This window comes from Endozoicomonas arenosclerae (assembly GCF_001562015.1).
Lineage (GTDB): Bacteria > Pseudomonadota > Gammaproteobacteria > Pseudomonadales > Endozoicomonadaceae > Endozoicomonas_A > Endozoicomonas_A arenosclerae.
On sequence record NZ_LASA01000061.1, the window covers coordinates 19,138 to 37,121 of the forward strand.

Sequence of the window (17,984 nt, forward strand, 5' to 3'; positions counted from 1 at the left end):
ATTCATGGCTACCGGATTAGAGGAATATCGACCTCTATAGACATCCATTTATAAAAGTCTGACTTTTTTATTCTGTTTTTTTCTTCAAGACCCTGAAGTATTTCCTGACACCCGCCGATAGAGGATTCAGCCAGTTCTCAAATTGGATAAATCGCAGCCCTCTACTGCAAGGAAGACAAGATGAATAAGAGCCTGTTCAGGAAGAAGACTCTCGCTGCAGTCATTGCTGCGACAGTTCCATTTATTGCAGCAAAATCGGATGCCGTAACTCTGGTCACCGATAATGGTGACACTTATGCAGCAAGCGGTTTTTTTGGTGCCATCACTTTTAACGTTTATGCCGAAGAAGGTGAGGACTATACCTTCATCCTGGACGCAGACAACGGCAGCTTCCAAGTTCAGAATTCTGCTTTTCTGCCTGTCAACATTTACAACAACAATGAAGACGGGATAGCCGTTATCTGGTACAGGAAGGCTAATTCCGGATACTCCATTAACCTCCCTTTCAGAGGTGTCTCTGCAGGTATCTACGGTAAAGGGACCACCCACGGTATTTTACTGAAAGATGGGACTGCCAGTGTTGTTCAAATCAATATTGGTGAGAGCTATCTTGGCGCCGAAGTGAAAGTAGAGCAGGGTGATGCTTTCAGGATCGAAGAAGAAATGCTTGGCACTCTTACCGTTTCAGGCATTCTACAAGGTAAGACGGCTATCAGGGCAGTGGATGGAGGTCGCCTGGGTTCAGGGGCTTCGATCGTCGTCAAAAGCGGTCAACTTTTAACCAATGGCGATACTTCTGTTGATTTCAGTGGGTCCAGTGGTGCTCTCGTTCTGAGCGTGGATTCCGGTACTCTTTCCGGCAAGCTTCTTGGTTATACCGGAGCAGGTGATACTTTGACCACTGATGGTTCATCTACCTTCGGTGGCGACATTGAAAATGTTGAGACTATTAATGTACGTAGTTCCGGATCCAGTGCCACCAGCTTCAGGGGGGATATCAACAAAGTTTCTGGCGGAGCCCACGTCTATGTCTATGGTACTGCCAGCTTTGACAAAGCCTTAGTCGATACAGAAAAGGTGCTTCCTCCTCAGGAGATCAATGGAGATCTGACGGTTAAGCCAACGGGTTTGATCAAGACAATTATGGAATCCGATTCTGCAACCAATGCTGCCATCGTGGTAACAGGTACTGCCACTATTGGTACTGGCTCAAAACTGAGAATCATTCCATCCGAGGAAGTGCTTAGATCCGGGACTACAGTTGAAGACGCAAAAATCATAAAAGCTACCAACCTGAATGTATCAGGTGGCCTCTCAGGTGTAACTGTTGAGCACTCAGTACTGATCAATGCTCCCTCATTATCTCTACTTCAGAGCGGCACAGTACTTGGCGCTGATGTGACTCCAAGATCCACTGAATTACTGCAAGCCCTCGCTGCAGAAGTAGGAGCTGGAGCCACGACTGAAGAAGCTCTGGCTGGTCTTCTTGCAGCGATCACACAGGATCCAAACAACCCAACCAGTTTCAACAACTTCTATCGGACGGTTTCCTCCATCACTGATGTGAAGAAGCTGGCGGAGGTCGCCAGAGAAAGTAAGTTCAACAACTCTGATGCCATCCAGATCGCCAACGTGACTGCTGAGGCCAAAGTTAAAAGTCATGTCCTGTCACACGTCAGGGACGTTCAGGAAGATGGTGATCAGAATAACGGACTTAATTATGGAGGCAGTTACTCTAATGAGGGTTTCTGGATCCAGTTCCTGGGGTCCGATGTTTCCCAGGATGATCGTAAGAACGATGGCGGCGACAAAATTTTTGGTTTCGATGCGGACCTGAGTGGCCTGACACTGGGAACCGAAACCACTATCAATGAAGAGTATCTTGTCGGTGCTGCATTCACCATAGCCAATGTTGACATTAAAAAGCATGGTTCCAACGACAACTCTACCATCAAAAACTACCAGTTCAGCCTTTATGGCTCTTGGGAGCTGGATGACTGGTTTGTCGATGGTGTTGCTAACTTTGGTCAGAGTGACAACAAACGCAACCGCTATATCGATGGCTTTGTTGACACCCCCATCTCTTCTGACTTCAAAAGTAAGCAATTTGGCTTAACAGCCATGGCGGGATGGAACCAGAGCTATGACAAGATGAAGATTGTGCCAATGGTAGGCTTTAACTATGCCATGGTCAGAAGTGAAGCCTTTGAAGAAGAAGACAAGTATGCAACTGGTTTTGCCCTGGATGTGGACAGCCAGAAGTATCAAAAAGTTGAACTGGGTGCCGGCGTGGAGCTAAGCCAGACATTCAGAGTCAGCAAGGGTGAAATTGAGCCTTCTCTGCGAATGATGGCCTGGCATGACTTCAAAGGTGATGAAGTGGAAACCACAACCCGCTATGTACTGGGTGGTACCGAGTTCACCTCTAAAGGTGCTGACGCTGTGAAGAACAGCTATCAGGTTTCAGCCAACGTAACCTATCGTCGCAACGACAACATGAGCTTTGTTGTAGGTTATGAACTGAACCAGAAGTCTGACTACAAAGCCCAGAACTACTACCTCAGAATGAAGTACGACTTCTAAGACGTTGACTCTTTCGGGGGGACTCTGATTCAGAGTGTTGTACTCCCCTTTCCTCCTCTGAAACTCTGCTGAATTCAAGCCATAAGTCCAACAACGTTGGCTGAAACACATCTTTCATCCTGTTTATCTGGTACCATCGAGCAGCAGAAATCAGCCCTCTATCTCACGGTTACGCTCTGCAATAACTCATAATATTTCCAGAATGGTTCGAGCATGGTATCCCTCAGACATATTCTCATTACACTGTTTATCCTTGTCTTTTCCTTTTCCGCTCATGCAGCCTCCAAAACAGAACTCAATGCTACCGTCCACGAAGCATTGAAAAATCTTTATGAAGACAGCAGTGCCGCACAATCATTGGGCCAGAAAGCCAAAGGAATTCTGGTATTCCCAAAAGTTCTGAAAGGCGGCCTGGTAGTAGGTGGAGAATACGGTGAAGGCGCATTGCTCAAGGGTGGTGCTATTCAGAGCTATTACAACACCGTTTCTGCCTCTATTGGCTTCCAGCTGGGTGCTCAGGCGCGTTCTCAGGTTGTGATGTTTATGACCAACGAAGCGCTGAACGACTTTGTGAACAGTAAAGGCTGGGAAGCTGGTGTTGATGGCAGTATTGCCATTGCCGAATTTGGTGCAGGAGAAGCCATTGATACCAAGACGGCCAAAGCTCCTATTATTGGGTTTATCAGCAATAATAAAGGTCTGATGTACAACCTGACGCTTGAAGGTTCAAAAATCACTCGTATAGAGAAGTAACCTGAGGAATCCTCCAATGACAGCCACACTGATTTATTTACACGATCCCATGTGCAGCTGGTGCTGGGGGTTTAAACCTACCTGGGAAAAAGTGAAAAGCTCACTGCCAGAAGGTATCAGTTACATCAATATCATGGGTGGACTGGCACCTGACAGCCATGAGCCCATGCCTGACGCCACCCGACAAATGATCCGTTCAACCTGGCTGAAGATCCAACAGCAACTGGGCACTCAGTTTAACTTTGATTTCTGGGAAAAGTGCCAGCCACGACGGTCCACCTATCCAGCCTGCAGAGCCGTGCTTGCTGCAGCTGAACAAGGGGCCGAAGAAGCCATGATTCTGGCGATTCAGGAAGGCTACTATCTGCAGGCCAAAAACCCCTCAGATATTGACGCACTGGTTGGCTTTGCCAACGATCTTGGGCTCGACACTGAACTGTTTAAGCAACAAATGGTGTCCGACGAGATCAACACCTCCCTTCAGGAACACATTCAACTGTATCAACAGTTACCTGCCAGAGGCTTTCCTTCACTGGTGCTACTAAAAGGTGATAATGCCATCCCACTGACACTGGACTACCAGTCTCCGGACCGCATACTGGCTGAGATCAATCATCATATCCTCTGAAGCCATCACTGGGCACATCAGCCATTTCTATCCTGCCTCGCTGATACTCGGTGATATACAGTTTCTGACTACCAGGAGCACCAAATACCACATCAGTTGGGCAGGAGCCCCGGGTTACGATGGTGCGATGAATCTCCCCATTGGGATACACCGTCGCCACATGCCCCTGTCCAAACATAGCTGCGTAAAGATTCCCGTTCTCGTCAAAAGCAATGCCATCAGGTCCTACAACGCGGCAGGGGCCAGAGGTGTCGGTAACGGAAACAAAGATTTCCCGGCTTGAAACCACCAGCGACCGGGCAAATTCATATCGATAAATATGCCCTGTTGCTGACTCGCTGATGTAAAGCCTGCCATCCGGTGCAAAGGCAATGCCATTGGCAAAGCAAAAACCCTGATCCAGACAATCCACCTGTTTGCTGACAGGATCAATTCGAAACAACTTTCCTCGCATCGAACCTTCCCAGATTTCAGGATCCGGACCGTCCTCAGTAATCAGATCATCCACATGAATACCTGAATCGGTCAGGTAGATTGCCCCATCTGGCCCCAAAGCCATATCGTTGGGCCATAGAAACGGACACTCGGCACTCCCGGTTATAGTCTCGCAAACGGTGCCATCAGGATTGAGTTTCAATAATGAAGGCTCACGGGTTTCTGCAACCCAGATACTGCCATCATGAGGGTCCTGTAGGATGCCGTTAGGTCTGTTCAACTGAGCAAAAAGCTTGCTCTCCTTTCCTGACTCAGAAACTCTAATCAGTCGACCTTTATCATGACCCACTTCCGATATCAGCCAACTGCCGTCGTTTAACCGCAATGCCGACTCCGGGTGATCAAGCCCTTCAACAAAAATCATACTGCCTCACTTCTTATCTTGAAAAAAAACTGCCCCTGAGAAGGAGACGAAAAACTTCTTCAATCGATCATGGCTGTAAGTGCCAGAGAAACAGTTTAGATACACATGGCCAGGGAATGTTTAGAACAATACGAAACAAACAGTAGGGAGATTTATCTATACAAGGTATTATCTAGTCGCTAATAGAATTAATAAAAATACTTAAAGAGCAATAACTTATTAGCTGATAGCATGCTCTTTAATTATGACCCGGGGGAAATGCGGCAACTATGAGTCGACCGGCCAGGGCCGTCATTCATCTTGACGCTCTCAAGCACAACTATCGACTGGCAAAGTCACTGACAGGTGAAGGCAAAACTATGGCTGTCGTCAAAGCCAACGCCTATGGCCATGGTGCTATTGCCTGTACACAGTCACTGTCTGATGAAGCAGACGGTTTTGCTGTTGCGTGCATTGAGGAAGCCCTGGAGCTGAGAGCCGCAGGCATCACCAACCGGATAATGATTCTTGAAGGATTTTTTGAACCGTCCGAGTTATTCGATATCAGTTCAGAAAAACTGGACATCGTCGTTCAAAGCCCTGAACAGATAAAACAGCTGGAACAAACCCCGCTTGAAAGTCCGGTCAGGGTATGGCTTAAAATGGATTCTGGTATGCACAGGGTTGGCATACTTCCTGATCAATACCGTGATGCCTGGACACGTCTGGAACAACTGTCCTGGATCAGTGAGATCCTTTTAATGACCCATCTGGCCTGTGCAGACGAGATGGACAATGGCTACACCCTTCACCAGCTGGAAGTCTTTGAGCAATATACCCTTGGCCTACCCGGTGAAAGAAGCATCGCCAACTCTGCAGGCTTGATTCATTGCGCTCAATCACGGGCAGACTGGACCAGACCTGGACTTATGCTTTATGGTGTTTCGCCCTTTGATACTCCAACAAAAGCCGGCTCCATGCTAAAGCCTGTTATGGAACTCCGCTCAGAAATCATCAGTATCAAGGAAGTACCCGCCGGCAGCCCAGTGGGTTATGCAGGTACAGCTGTGACTGATAAACCGACCCGCCTGGGTGTAATAGCTATGGGATATGCAGACGGCTACCCTCTTGCTCCCAATGGCACCCCGGTTATTATCAAAGGTCAGTCCGTACCACTGACAGGGCGTGTTTCCATGGACATGCTGACAGTTGATTTGTCTGAGATTGAGGATGCCAGAATAGGCGATCCTGCTCTTCTATGGGGGAGTGAACTTCCCGTTGCTGAAGTGGCAAAACAAGCAGGCACAATTCCCTACCAATTGTTATGTAATCTGAATCGGGTACCAGTGAACTATACCCAACCCGTTAAATTTAAAGAGACTGTCTGAAACAAGCTTAAAGAACTGGCCACTTGACCATAAAGCCTTGGGACTCGGGCAATCTGACCAATCCTTTACATTGCAGAACCGATTCAGCCCTTGTATATTTTCTGCGCGTGCCATACTCTTCTGAACCCGTGACTGATACCCAGTTATGACGGCTACCAGCCACGGCTGAACGGGTACCCATATGTATTTTTACACTTGGGGATAATCCGGCTGTTTCCACAAATGCCCAAAGAAGATGAAAAACAGTCTGCTTCATCCCGAACCATTTGAGTTAATGAAGAAAACCGTTTTTCCAGGAGACTGACCAAGAACAGAGTTCTCGCTTAAAGTTCAGTTAAACCGTCTTTAAAGCTAAATGCTGCAGACACCCTCCAGGAACTTTAAGAGAAATGATCATTGTTCAGTCAGCCTTACAGGCATCAAAGTGATCAGAACCCTTAACTTGAGACACCCTGAAGGATGCTTGAATGTGTCTTCATGGAATATCCCTGTTAAGTAATCATGAATACCCAGGCTAGCTTCCCTGGAAGCAGACTGAAAACAGTCAGCTCCCTAACTACCTGAATCAGACGATTGCTGAAATGAGAAGTCGAAAAGAAGTCGTCCGGCAACTGGACAGGATTGATCGTAATATTCTTCGCACACTCCAGGAAATCGGTCGTATTTCCTATGTGGATCTGGCAGATCGGGTGGGTTTAAGTACCACACCCTGCATGGAAAGGGTCAAACGTCTTGAGCGGGAAGACATCATTCAGGGCTACTGTGCCCGATTAAATCCCCAGTATCTTCAAGCTGGTTTGCTGGTCTATGTCGAAATCAGCCTTTACACCAAATCTGCGGATATCTTTGATGAGTTTCGACGAGCGGTTGTTTCACTGCCGAACGTCCTGGAATGTCATCTGGTGTCCGGTAACTTTGACTACCTGATCAAGGCCCGTATTTCAGAAATGGCCTCATACCGGGAACTGCTGGGCGATATTTTGCTTAAGCTGCCGGGTGTCAGGGAGTCCAAAAGTTACATCGTCATGGAAGAGCTGAAAGAAACCCTGAACCTCCCAATTCCGGATTGAATCAGTAATCCCTGATGAAATAGTTCAGGGCGACAGCATCCTGCTCCTCGATACCGTGCAGCTGGAATCCTGCGGCATAGTCCCTGGAATGATCGCCCTGCTTATTCCCTGATTGACACCAGACGCACTTGGCTACCAATGTGACATGGTGTGCGGTTTCATTGAGACCAGGCAATACCATAGTGATGTTTCTGACATCTTCCAGCCGGATAGGTTGGTCTGTGAGGATGCTAAAGCCTCCCCTGGATACGTCTTCCAGAACCCCTAATAACTGACCGCTGTCATTGTCCATAACCTGGGCGGGCTCAGCCAGAACCTTGCGTGGATAGCGCCGCTTCTCAAGTACAGTATCCGTCATGACACGTCCTCTGTTTTCATAGAGCGAAATTCCAACATACCGACTTTTCGTCACGATGACAAAACTGCCCGACAGAATCAGGTGCATTGAGACTGCTTGTGGTGTGAAGCAACTCTCAAAAAATCACTTTTTTAACGGATCTGTCTGTGTATGTCCCAGCCCTGTTTTACAATCCTTCAGTTGACAAGTTACCTGCCGATGTTTTGTAATCGCTGAAGGGGCTAAAAGCCTCAATCACTGCTGCTGTGGGCCATAACCCTGACCCTTGGCAACTATAATAAAAACAATAAGCAAAACAGAGCCTTATCAGCTCTGACACATGCGGAGGGATCCCGTTATGTTCAGACAGATAACAGAGGCCCGGCTCAATGACATCCATCTGAAATACGATGAAGCCTCAGGCCTCAAAGCAATTGTTGCAATTCATAACACCCGTAGAGGCCCAGCCCTCGGCGGTTGTCGAATTATTCCTTACTCCTCAACAGAAGATGCGGTTACTGACGCTATTCGCCTTGCCCAGGGTATGAGCTATAAAGCAGCTCTTGCCGGTCTGGATCTGGGTGGTGGCAAGTCTGTCATCATGGAGCCCGAAGGCCCCTATGATCGCAAAAAACTGTTCCAGGCTTTTGGTCAATTCATAGACGAACTGGGTGGTCGTTACATCACTGCGATGGACAGCGGCTCAAGAGTTTCCGACATGGATACCATCGCCACTCAAACTCAACACGTTTCCTGTACCTCATCCAGTGGCAACCCTGCACCTTCTACTGCCCTGGGCGTTTACAAAGGGATTCAGGCTACCCTGAAAGCCCATCGGGAATTTGGCTCCTCACTCAAAGATATGACCGTTGCGGTCCAGGGACTGGGTAATGTGGGCTTTGCCCTTTGCCAGTTGCTGCATCAGGACGGTGCCAAACTGGTTGTCACTGACATTAATGAACAGAAAGTTCAGCAATGTATTCAGGAATTCGGTGCCACAGCTGTGAGCGCTGAAGAAATCTATTCCGTTCCTTGCGACATTTTCAGCCCCTGTGGTCTGGGAGGAATTCTGAGTGAAGACACCATCAACCAGTTGCAATGCGCTGCTGTAGCAGGCTCTGCAAACAATCAACTGCTGACACCTGACTGCGGTCAACGATTGTTTGATAAGGGCATTCTCTATGCGCCGGACTACCTGATCAACGCAGGTGGACTAATCTTCGTTGCGATGACACATCAAGGTAAATCACAAAACGAAATGAATCATCGCATCAACGCCATAGAAGATACTTTGCTGCAGGTGTTTCGCCATGAGCAGCAACGGCAGGCTCCCAGCAGCCTGATTGCCGACCATATGGCAGAAGTTCTGCTGTTCGGAGAGCAATCCGGTCAACTGAGTGCCTGACGGGCTGCTTACAGCTATTACCTAATTACAGTCATGAGCCACTACAGCATGAGTAGAAGAAAACTCTTTTCACCCGGTGATCAGAGCCTCATGGCATAAAATGCAGGAGCGCACCTGATGAAAGCCAAAGATTCCTGTCAGATTCCCTTCTATCAATATCTTGATGAGGAGGGAGAAGTCCTTCAGAGGCTACCTGAATGGACAGAAGACAAGGACACCCTGATTCATTATTACCGCACAATGGTGATAGCCAGGGCAGGGGATGCCAAAGCGATTGCTTTGCAGAGAACAGGCCAAATGGGGACTTACCCATCCTGTCTCGGGCAGGAAGCCATCAGTACTGTTTCTTGCTCCCTGATGGAGAAGAAAGACGTACTGATTCCCTACTATCGCGACCTTCCCGGTTTAATGATTCGCGGAGTTCCTCTCTCCGATGTAATGCTCTACTGGGGTGGAGATGAGCGAGGCAGCTCAAGCCCAGCCTGGGGACATGACTTCCCTAACTGTGTACCCATTGCCACTCAGGCAGGCCACGCCGCTGGAGTAGCAACCGCTATAAAGATCAGACACGAACCACAAGTTGCTGTGGTCTCTCTGGGCGACGGCGCCACGTCTAAAGGTGACTTTACTGAAGCGTTGAACCTTGCTGGCACCTGGCAGTTGCCAATGGTGTTTATTATCAACAACAACCAGTGGGCGATTTCTGTGCCACGCAAAATTCAGTCAGGCGCCCCCACACTGGCTCAAAAAGGTATTTCCGCTGGTCTGCCTTCGGTTCAAGTGGACGGAAATGACGTTGTGGCCTTACACGAAGTAGTCAGTGAAGCCATGAAACGGGCCAGAAGTGGTAAGGGCGCAACGGTGATCGAAGCCATCAGTTACCGACTGAGTGACCACACTACGGCAGACGACGCCAGTCGCTATCGTAACAGTGAAGAGCTTCAGGATGCATGGAACAAAGAGCCCATTAAGCGACTTAGAAACTTCCTCTATCACCGCGGACTCTGGAATGAACAAAAAGAACAGGCGCTAAAGCAGGAAGCCGCAGCCCTGGTCGAAAAAGAAGTCAAAACCTATCTCGAAACACCTCTGCCTCCCATCAGCGACCTCTTCGATTACCACTACGCCAACATGCCCTCTCAACTGGAAAAGCAGAAGCAGGAAGCGATGGCTAAAGCCGACGGAGGAATGCACTGATGAACAGTTCGGTATCTGAAAACCTGGCCAGATCGGCCGTGGACAGCACTGCCAAGAAAATCACCATGGTCGAGGCCATTAATCTGGCTCTGAACCATGCCATGAAGAAAGACCCTGACGTGGTACTTCTTGGTGAAGACATTGGCGTCAATGGTGGGGTATTTCGTGCGACCCAGGGACTGAGAGACAAGTACGGTCTGAAAAGGGTTATGGACACACCACTGGCAGAAACTCTGATTGCGGGTATCAGCGTCGGTATGGCAGCCCAGGGGTTAAAGCCTGTGGCTGAGATTCAGTTCATGGGATTCATCTTTCCCGCTATGGAGCAACTGATCTGTCATGCAGCACGCATGCGTAATCGCACCCGGGGACGCTTAACCAGCCCGATGGTGGTCCGGGCACCTTTTGGTGGTGGCATTCATGCACCAGAGCATCACTCTGAAAGTACTGAGGCCCTGTTCGCTCACATTCCTGGTTTGAGAGTGGTGATTCCCTCATCACCGGTCAGAGCTTATGGATTGCTTCGCTCAGCCATCAATGAACCGGATCCGGTACTTTTCCTAGAACCCAAGCGTATCTATCGAGCCGTTAAACAGGAAGTGTCTGAAAAGACCGCCCTGCTACCTCTGGATAAGTGCTTCACGCTGAAAGAAGGTTCGGACCTTACCCTGATCAGCTGGGGAGCTTCGGTCAGCGAAACGCTTCAAGCCTCCAAAACACTCGAACAGTACTGTGTTTCAGTTGAAGTCATCGACGTGGCCACAATCAAGCCACTGGATATGGAAACCATTCTGACGTCTGTTCGAAAAACCGGTCGCTGCGTGATTATTCATGAAGCCTGCAGAAGCTTTGGCGTAGGTGCCGAAATAGCTGCCGAAATAGCTTCCGAAGCCCTCATGGATCTGAAAGCCCCTATCGAGCGGGTAACAGGCTACGACACCACCATGCCGTATTACCGGATGGAAGATCATTATCTTCCCCAGCCTGACGACATAATCAAGGCATCCCTGAAAACACTGGCGTATCACTGATATCAGCAGCAGGACGATAACAACATGAAATTTTTCAACCTGCCCGACCTGGGTGAAGGCATTCCGGAAGCCGACATTGTTGAGTGGCACATCCAGGAAGGCGATTCCGTTACGGAAGACCAGATTATTGTTTCTGTCGAAACGGCCAAGGCTATTGTTGAAGTTCCTTCACCTGCAACAGGTGTGATAGCAAAACTTTATGGCCAGCCTGGCGACACCATTATGACGGGAGCCCCACTGCTGGAGTTTGTCAGTGATCAGGAAGATTCCGGGACTGTTGTTGGTGAACTGGCAACTGCAGAACACCATGACAGCTCCGATGACGATTTCTTTATCGGCACTCCGCCTGACTCAGGAAAAGCTCCGGCAGCAGCCGCTCGTGGAGATATCAGTGAGCTGGCAGCGAAACTGGGTGTTTCCATTGACCCCAAAGGCATTGGCAGAGACTCCATTCGACACAGCTATCCGCTGGAAAATCCTGAGCCCCTGAAAGGCGTCAGAAAACACATGGCGAAAACCATGGCACAGTCTCACGCCGAAGTTGTGCCGGTCACTCTGTTTGATGATGTAGATATTGAACACTGGCCAAAAGGCACAGACATTAGCGTTCGGCTGATTCAGGCTATCACCATTGCCTGTAAAGAAGAGCCTGCTCTGAATGCCTGGTTTGATGAAACCGTAATGAGCCGTGAAGTATTCACTTCTGTGAATCTTGGTCTGGCCGTTGATAGTGAAGACGGACTGTTTGTTCCCGTGATCAAGGACGCTGAAAAGCGTGATGCGGCTTCTCTTCGGGATAGCATTAACTATTTCCGAAAAGCGGTTGAAGAGCGCAGCCTTCCTCCCTCAGAAATGCAGGGTGGAACGATTACACTGAGTAACTTTGGTGTTTTTGCCGGTCAGTTCGCAACCCCCATCGTTGTTCCACCGATGGTATGCATCATTGGAGTGGGTCGATTGAGAACCCGTGTAGTGAGTGAAGACGGTCAGATTGAGAATCATCGTATTCTTCCTATCTCCCTGACCTTCGACCATCGTGTTGTAACCGGTGGTGAGGCCACTCGCTTCCTTCACTGTATGCTTGAATCATTATCTATTTAGTTTTCAGGCAGCCGGGTACTCTGATGTCCGGTTGCTTTATCTGCTATTCTATTTCACTCCTGCACTGAATGAAGTGTACCCCCAATGTATTCTCTGAAGTTTCTTGTTGTGGGAGTCTTTTTAGTCTGTATGGAAGCTCACGGGTTCGATCTGGTAAAGGCGGTATTAAACGATCAACTAAGTAGAACATACTGGAATTTAGAGAATAATGTATATACGTTCTACAGCGATTTGACTGCAGGAATCGGATTACAAAACGAGTTACTGCCATCCGCACAAACCTCTGACCCCAGTACTACTCAGATACCGGGTTTACTTGCCCATTTTTTTAGTGCAATCGATCAAATGGAAACAAGTATCAGCTTTGCTTCTTCTGAAGATATAGAAGCAGTTGCGGAGGTGCACTTCGCCTCTTGGAATGCAGCGTATAAACAAGTTCTTCCTTTCAGGTCACAAAACGACTTCAGAAACTTGTGGAGCAAGCAGCTACACTCTCCACCTTCAAACCACAAAACCCTGATTCTCAAGGCAGGCAGTCGAGTTGTAGCATTTTGCGGTTATCAATCACTGCCTAATAGCACAATAGAGATAATAGGACTCTATGTGCACCCTGCTTTCCAAAGGCTGGGAGCAGGAAGCAAGTTACTTGAATACTTAAAGACACTTATTAAGCCAGGCAGTTTATTTTTTCTTTGGGTCTATGAAAAAAATGAAAAGGCCATACAATTTTATCAAAAACAAGGGTTCGAACGCTCAGGAGGCGAAACCAAAAAATACAAGGATACTGATATTGACCTATGGAAACTGAAATACGCTTTCAACTGACATCCAGTCATCTGATCTCTCCAGTCTGCCCGATTTTTCGTCCGGTAAGCCCCGACCGAAAAGTCGGGGCTTACCGTTCAGCCGCTCCTATCTTCTCGGTTGAATGCGGACAGGCATTCGCTTGAACCCGTGAATGTTATTGGAACGAATAAACGCAGGTTCACCCGCCATTTCAATACCGGCAAAGGTTTTGAAAAACTCTTCAAAGAAGATTCGTGTTTCCATTCTCGCGAGATTCGCGCCCAGACAAAGATGAATTCCGTGCCCAAAAGCTGTGTGAGGATTGGGATCACGAGTGATATCAAACGTCATGGGGTCAGCAAAGACTTCCTCATCAAAGTTGGCGGAGCTGTACAACATCACAACCTTGTCACCCTTTTTAATTTTCTGTCCACCGATCTCTGTATCGGAAACGACGGTGCGTCGAAAATAATGCAGCGGGCAGGTCCAGCGAAGCATTTCTTCAATGGCCGAAGGCAACTGATCAGGGTTAGCTTCCAACTGCTTGTACAGTTCGGGTCTCTTGATCAGTTCGTACATACCAGAACTAATCAAACCACGAGTAGTCTCGTTGCCAGCCACGGCAATCTGTATGAACAATGAGGCAAACTCCATTTCTGAAATCAGCCTGCCTTCCACTTCCTGGTTGATCAGCAGGGAAATCAGATCATCACCGTCTTTGTCACGACGTTCGCTGGCCAGTTGGAAACCATAGGTTCCCATTTCCACTGAAGCCTGAGCCACCTCTTCAGGCGTACCACCAAGATCAGGATCAGTACCTGAAGTTTGCAGGTCTGACCACCTGCGAATCTGAGGCCACATTTCCCTGGGAATATCCAGAAGCAAACCAATCACAGCCGTAGGAAGATCCCCTGCCAGATCCTCTACAAAATTCATCTCGCCCCCGCGACTGGCTTCACGCATAACCTCTTGTGCAACACTTCGGATCATCGGCTCCAAAGCCATTAATCGTTTTGACGTTACACGGGTGATCACGGAACGGCGAAGAGGCCCATGATTAGGAGGATCCATGCCCAGCAACTGGTTTTGCGCCATCGTCAACAGTTCGGGGGGGAGGTCATCCACCATAACGAAACCTTCCTGAGCCGAGAAGGTTTTGAAATCCCGTGAGACTTTAATGACATCGGCATGTTTACTCAGTACCCAGTAACCACCGCCTTCGGGATGATCATGCCAATAGACCGGAGCATTGTTTCTCAACCAGGCAAACTGCTCGTGGGGAATACCATTGAGGTATTGATCGGGGGAATATACGTCAATATCCATATCATTCAACCAGCACGTTGGGGCGAGGCAAGCCCTGTTCTTCACACATGGCGAGGTAAAAATCCAAAGTCATCTGGCCATCCACTACCGAAGTGATATTGCCATCTGCATCCAGATTGATGTTGGAGCCATACATCTGAAACCAGACCCGGGTATTGTCCTCAATGCATTGCAGAGTGTGCTCTGAACCTGCAGGTTCGTAGAGAAAAGACCCTGCGCGGTTAACGTACTCATATTCCTTGTATTTCCAAGCTCCTGAGGTGGTATAGCCGTATACCGGGCCAGTATGACGGTGCTTGTCCACCTCGTATCCCGCCTTGAAGATATTCTCAATAATCCACAAGCCTTCTCCGGCTTTCACCTGCAACACTTTCAGCAGGCTGCCATCACCAATATCAACAAAGGGGAGATCGTCTTGACCTAGATGTACCGCGTCTCGAATCATTAGAGTCACCTGTTATTATGAAAATGCAGCTAGGCCAGACTCATAGCCATTTTTATGTTTCGGGGTAAGCTGCATTTTCGCTCATGGCTGTTGATTGCTGCCTGAGCAGAACCTCAGGCAACAATTGCGCATTTATTATTAGAGTTTGCCGCGCCAACTTGGGCGAGCGGCCAGAATAACATAAAGCAATCGACTTAGAAGCGAGCAGAAACATACATTTACAAATGACTTCTCTCTGCTGAAATGTTGAGTACTACTGTTTGATCAATCGCTGTGATTTACATGACTGACACGCACAACTGAAAGTCCAATGGTGAGATAGATTGGTTCCTCTTTTTTTAAATAAAGAACAGGTGAATCTGAGAACAGATTCTGACCCTTTGAAAAACATTCCTGAGGCTTGCTTTGATTTATCTTTGAAAGAAACAAAAATCCTTGGTCGTTTATTTTTGATTGCATTTGTCGGATGACAGGAATGTCACAAACACCAAGGGCTGGATGCACTTTATGGGTGCAGAAAAAAAAATCGCTATTTTCTGCATTAAACCCTACGACAGCTATTGCAGATTGAGCAAAAACTCCACATTATAAAATCTAAAGGGCTGGAAATTTCCTCCCATTCTGTTTGAGTCAACATTCAGGAGGCTGACCAAGCATAGACAGCTTGGCCTAAAGTCCAGAAAGAACGGTCATCTTTTCCACTGAGTTTGTTTAAATAGATAAACTATTCGCACAAACTCAGTGAAAAAGCTGCCACGTTCTACTGAACTTTATGCTCAAGCGCAATGCTCGGTCAGCCTCCCGGTTTTCAGTTGAGCTTTCCATGATGTCAGCCAATGGACGGCTGCCAGCCCAGGCCACTACCTATACTTACTCTCTATAATTATAAGAGTGGCCAATGTACTGATCTTGCCGATAGTCGTAATTGAAGGGGCCAGAAAACCCTCTACGGCTATCGAATCCGAACATCAGACAGGGCAGGGCACAATATGGATATATTTAACCACTATCAGGAGCGATACCAATCCACGCAGCAGGAAGAGCTGACCATCCAGGAGTACCTGGATCTCTGTAAAGAAGACCCCGGTGCCTACGCCAATGCAGCAGAAAGAATGCTGATGGCCATTGGCGAACCACAGATGACGGATACCTCCCGGGATTCCCGACTTAGCCGTATTTTTTCCAACAAGCTGATCAAACGCTACCCTGCCTTCGAAGAATTTTATGGCATGGAAGAAGCGATTGAACAGATTGTGTCCTACTTCAAACATGCTGCTCAGGGATTGGAAGAAAGGAAACAGATTCTCTATTTGCTGGGTCCGGTGGGGGGCGGTAAATCATCCCTCGCAGAACGACTGAAAGCCCTGATGCAAAGAGAGCCTTTCTACGCCATCAAAGGCTCACCGGTATTCGAATCCCCCCTGAACCTGTTCAATGCTGAAGAAGACGGCGACATCCTGACTCAGGAATATGGCATTCCCAAACGTTATCTCGGCGGCATCATGTCACCCTGGGCAGTAAAACGTCTGAATGAGTTTGGCGGCGACATTACCAAGTTCAGAATTGTGAAACTCTACCCAAGCATTCTTAATCAGGTTGCAATAGCCAAAACCGAACCCGGTGATGAAAATAACCAGGACATTTCCAGTCTGGTGGGTAAAGTGGATATTCGTCAGCTGGAAGAGTATTCACAGGATGATCCAGATGCTTACAGTTTCTCTGGAGCACTCTGTAACGCGAACCAGGGTCTGATGGAATTTGTTGAGATGTTCAAAGCCCCCATCAAAGTACTCCACCCCCTGCTGACTGCAACCCAGGAAGGTAATTACAACAGTACTGAAGGAATGGGTGCGATTCCTTTCAATGGCGTCATCCTCGCTCACTCAAACGAGTCCGAGTGGCAAACCTTCAAGAACAATAAAACCAACGAAGCTTTTATTGACCGGGTCAATATCGTCAAAGTGCCTTATTGCACACGAGTTAAAGAAGAAATCCTGATTTATGAAAAACTGTTGTCCAGCAGCTCACTGAGAGATGCACCTTGTGCTCCCGATACTCTCAAGATGCTGGCCCAGTTCTCCGTACTTTCCAGGGTGAAAGAACCTGAAAACTCCAACGTCTACTCCAAGATGCGGGTTTACGACGGTGAAAACCTGAAAGACACAGATCCTAACGCCAAACCCTTGCAGGAATATAAGGATGCGGCCGGCGTCGATGAAGGCATGGAAGGTTTATCTACCCGTTTTGCTTTCAAGATTCTTTCCAAGGTCTTTAACTTTGACCCAACCGAAGTGGCTGCCAACCCTGTTCATATGCTCTATGTTCTTGAGCAACAAATTGAACAGCAGCAATTCCCGAAAGAAATCCATGAGCGCTACCTGCGTTATGTGAAGGAATTCCTGGCGCCGAAATACATCGAGTTCCTGGGCAAAGAAATTCAAACCGCTTACCTCGAGTCTTACTCCGAGTATGGTCAGAATATCTTTGACCGCTACATTACTTACGCTGACTTCTGGATTCAGGATCAGGAATACCGTGACCCTGAAACCGGAGATATTCTTGATCGGGGAGCTATTAACGAAGAACTGGAGAAGATCGAGAAGGCCGCCAGTATTGCCAACCCGAAAGATTTCCGGAATGAAGTCGTGAACTTTGTACTCAGGGCACGGGCCAACAACCAGGGTAAAAACCCAAGCTGGTCCAGCTACGAGAAGATGCGCACCGTGATCGAGAAGAAGATGTTCTCCAACACGGAAGATCTGCTGCCGGTCATTTCCTTTAATGCCAAGAGCAGCAACGAAGACCAGCGCAAACACAACGAGTTTGTGAAACGCATGGTGGAAAGAGGTTATACCGAGAAGCAGGTAAGACTGCTGGCAGAATGGTATATCCGGGTCAGGAAGTCACAGTAACAGGTCAGGCCTGCGACTCTGTCGCAGGCCTCGCTTTCTGGAATCATTCTTTGATCACATACCTGCCCACCCTGCAGCCATGAGCTTATAAAAGGTGTGATCAAAAAATGATTTCGAGACTGAGCCGGAAGTGACTGACGAATGTCAGAAAAATACTTCCGGAAAAAAATAAGAAAAAAACGGT

At 48.1% G+C, this 17,984-nt stretch carries 15 protein-coding genes; 11 read left to right on the forward strand and 4 right to left on the reverse strand.

What is annotated here, in order from left to right; genetic code table 11:
• Positions 1 to 180 precede the first annotated feature (180 nt).
• From WG89_RS08350 to WG89_RS08360, 3 genes are all read left to right on the forward strand, one after another.
• Positions 181 to 2,583, forward strand: a complete 2,403-nt coding sequence (locus WG89_RS08350) for an autotransporter family protein (protein WP_062264138.1) — start codon at positions 181 to 183, stop codon at positions 2,581 to 2,583.
• 213 nt (positions 2,584 to 2,796) lie between these two features.
• Positions 2,797 to 3,336 carry a BPSL1445 family SYLF domain-containing lipoprotein gene (locus WG89_RS08355; protein WP_062264141.1) on the forward strand — a complete coding sequence of 180 codons (540 nt, stop codon included), beginning with the start codon at positions 2,797 to 2,799 and terminating at the stop codon, positions 3,334 to 3,336.
• A gap of 16 nt (positions 3,337 to 3,352) precedes the next feature.
• Positions 3,353 to 3,964 carry a DsbA family protein gene (locus tag WG89_RS08360; protein WP_062264144.1) on the forward strand — a complete coding sequence of 204 codons (612 nt, stop codon included), beginning with the start codon at positions 3,353 to 3,355 and terminating at the stop codon, positions 3,962 to 3,964.
• Here WG89_RS08360 and WG89_RS08365 read toward each other — a convergent pair.
• Positions 3,945 to 4,823, reverse strand: coding sequence for an SMP-30/gluconolactonase/LRE family protein (locus WG89_RS08365; RefSeq protein WP_062264148.1), 879 nt, complete (start codon positions 4,821 to 4,823; stop codon positions 3,945 to 3,947). The two genes, WG89_RS08360 and WG89_RS08365, sit on opposite strands and share 20 nt — an antisense overlap.
• A gap of 269 nt (positions 4,824 to 5,092) precedes the next feature.
• Here WG89_RS08365 and alr point away from each other — a divergent pair, with 269 nt between their 5' ends.
• Both alr and WG89_RS08380 read left to right on the forward strand, forming a co-directional pair.
• Positions 5,093 to 6,190 (forward strand): alanine racemase, encoded by a 1,098-nt coding sequence (gene alr / locus WG89_RS08370; protein ID WP_062264151.1) that lies wholly within the window; start codon positions 5,093 to 5,095, stop codon positions 6,188 to 6,190.
• Between the two features lie 581 nt (positions 6,191 to 6,771).
• Positions 6,772 to 7,260: an Lrp/AsnC ligand binding domain-containing protein gene (locus WG89_RS08380; RefSeq protein WP_062264156.1), complete on the forward strand. Its 489-nt coding sequence runs from the start codon at positions 6,772 to 6,774 to the stop codon at positions 7,258 to 7,260.
• A gap of 1 nt (position 7,261) precedes the next feature.
• On the opposite strand, the gene WG89_RS08385 is transcribed toward WG89_RS08380, so the two are convergent.
• A complete protein-coding gene (locus tag WG89_RS08385; RefSeq protein WP_172806751.1) occupies positions 7,262 to 7,618 on the reverse strand; it encodes a PilZ domain-containing protein in 357 nt (118 codons plus the stop codon).
• Between the two features lie 337 nt (positions 7,619 to 7,955).
• On the opposite strand from WG89_RS08385, the gene WG89_RS08390 reads away from it, so the two are divergent.
• The 5 genes from WG89_RS08390 to WG89_RS08410 all read left to right on the forward strand — a co-directional run bounded on the left by WG89_RS08390 (position 7,956) and on the right by WG89_RS08410 (position 13,156).
• Entirely contained in the window at positions 7,956 to 9,002 is a 1,047-nt protein-coding gene (locus WG89_RS08390; RefSeq protein ID WP_062264163.1) for a Leu/Phe/Val dehydrogenase, read from the forward strand.
• A 117-nt stretch (positions 9,003 to 9,119) separates the two neighbouring features.
• Positions 9,120 to 10,199: a pyruvate dehydrogenase (acetyl-transferring) E1 component subunit alpha gene (pdhA, locus tag WG89_RS08395; protein ID WP_062264166.1), complete on the forward strand. Its 1,080-nt coding sequence runs from the start codon at positions 9,120 to 9,122 to the stop codon at positions 10,197 to 10,199.
• A complete protein-coding gene (locus WG89_RS08400; RefSeq protein WP_062264169.1) occupies positions 10,199 to 11,230 on the forward strand; it encodes an alpha-ketoacid dehydrogenase subunit beta in 1,032 nt (343 codons plus the stop codon). Before pdhA ends, WG89_RS08400 begins: the two co-directional genes overlap by 1 nt.
• A 24-nt stretch (positions 11,231 to 11,254) precedes the next feature.
• Positions 11,255 to 12,331: a dihydrolipoamide acetyltransferase family protein gene (locus WG89_RS08405; protein WP_062264172.1), complete on the forward strand. Its 1,077-nt coding sequence runs from the start codon at positions 11,255 to 11,257 to the stop codon at positions 12,329 to 12,331.
• An 84-nt stretch (positions 12,332 to 12,415) separates the two neighbouring features.
• Entirely contained in the window at positions 12,416 to 13,156 is a 741-nt protein-coding gene (locus WG89_RS08410) for a GNAT family N-acetyltransferase (RefSeq protein ID WP_062264175.1), read from the forward strand.
• 87 nt (positions 13,157 to 13,243) lie between these two features.
• Here the strand turns inward: WG89_RS08410 and WG89_RS08415 are convergent, their stop codons facing one another.
• Both WG89_RS08415 and WG89_RS08420 read right to left on the reverse strand, forming a co-directional pair.
• Complete coding sequence (locus WG89_RS08415) at positions 13,244 to 14,443, reverse strand: cytochrome P450 (RefSeq protein WP_062264180.1); 1,200 nt, start codon at positions 14,441 to 14,443, stop codon at positions 13,244 to 13,246.
• Between the two features lies 1 nt (position 14,444).
• A complete protein-coding gene (locus WG89_RS08420) occupies positions 14,445 to 14,888 on the reverse strand; it encodes a 2,4'-dihydroxyacetophenone dioxygenase family protein (RefSeq protein ID WP_062264183.1) in 444 nt (147 codons plus the stop codon).
• Positions 14,889 to 15,877: 989 nt separating this feature from the next.
• On the opposite strand from WG89_RS08420, the gene WG89_RS08425 reads away from it, so the two are divergent.
• Entirely contained in the window at positions 15,878 to 17,800 is a 1,923-nt protein-coding gene (locus WG89_RS08425) for a PrkA family serine protein kinase (protein WP_062264186.1), read from the forward strand.
• Positions 17,801 to 17,984 lie beyond the last annotated feature (184 nt).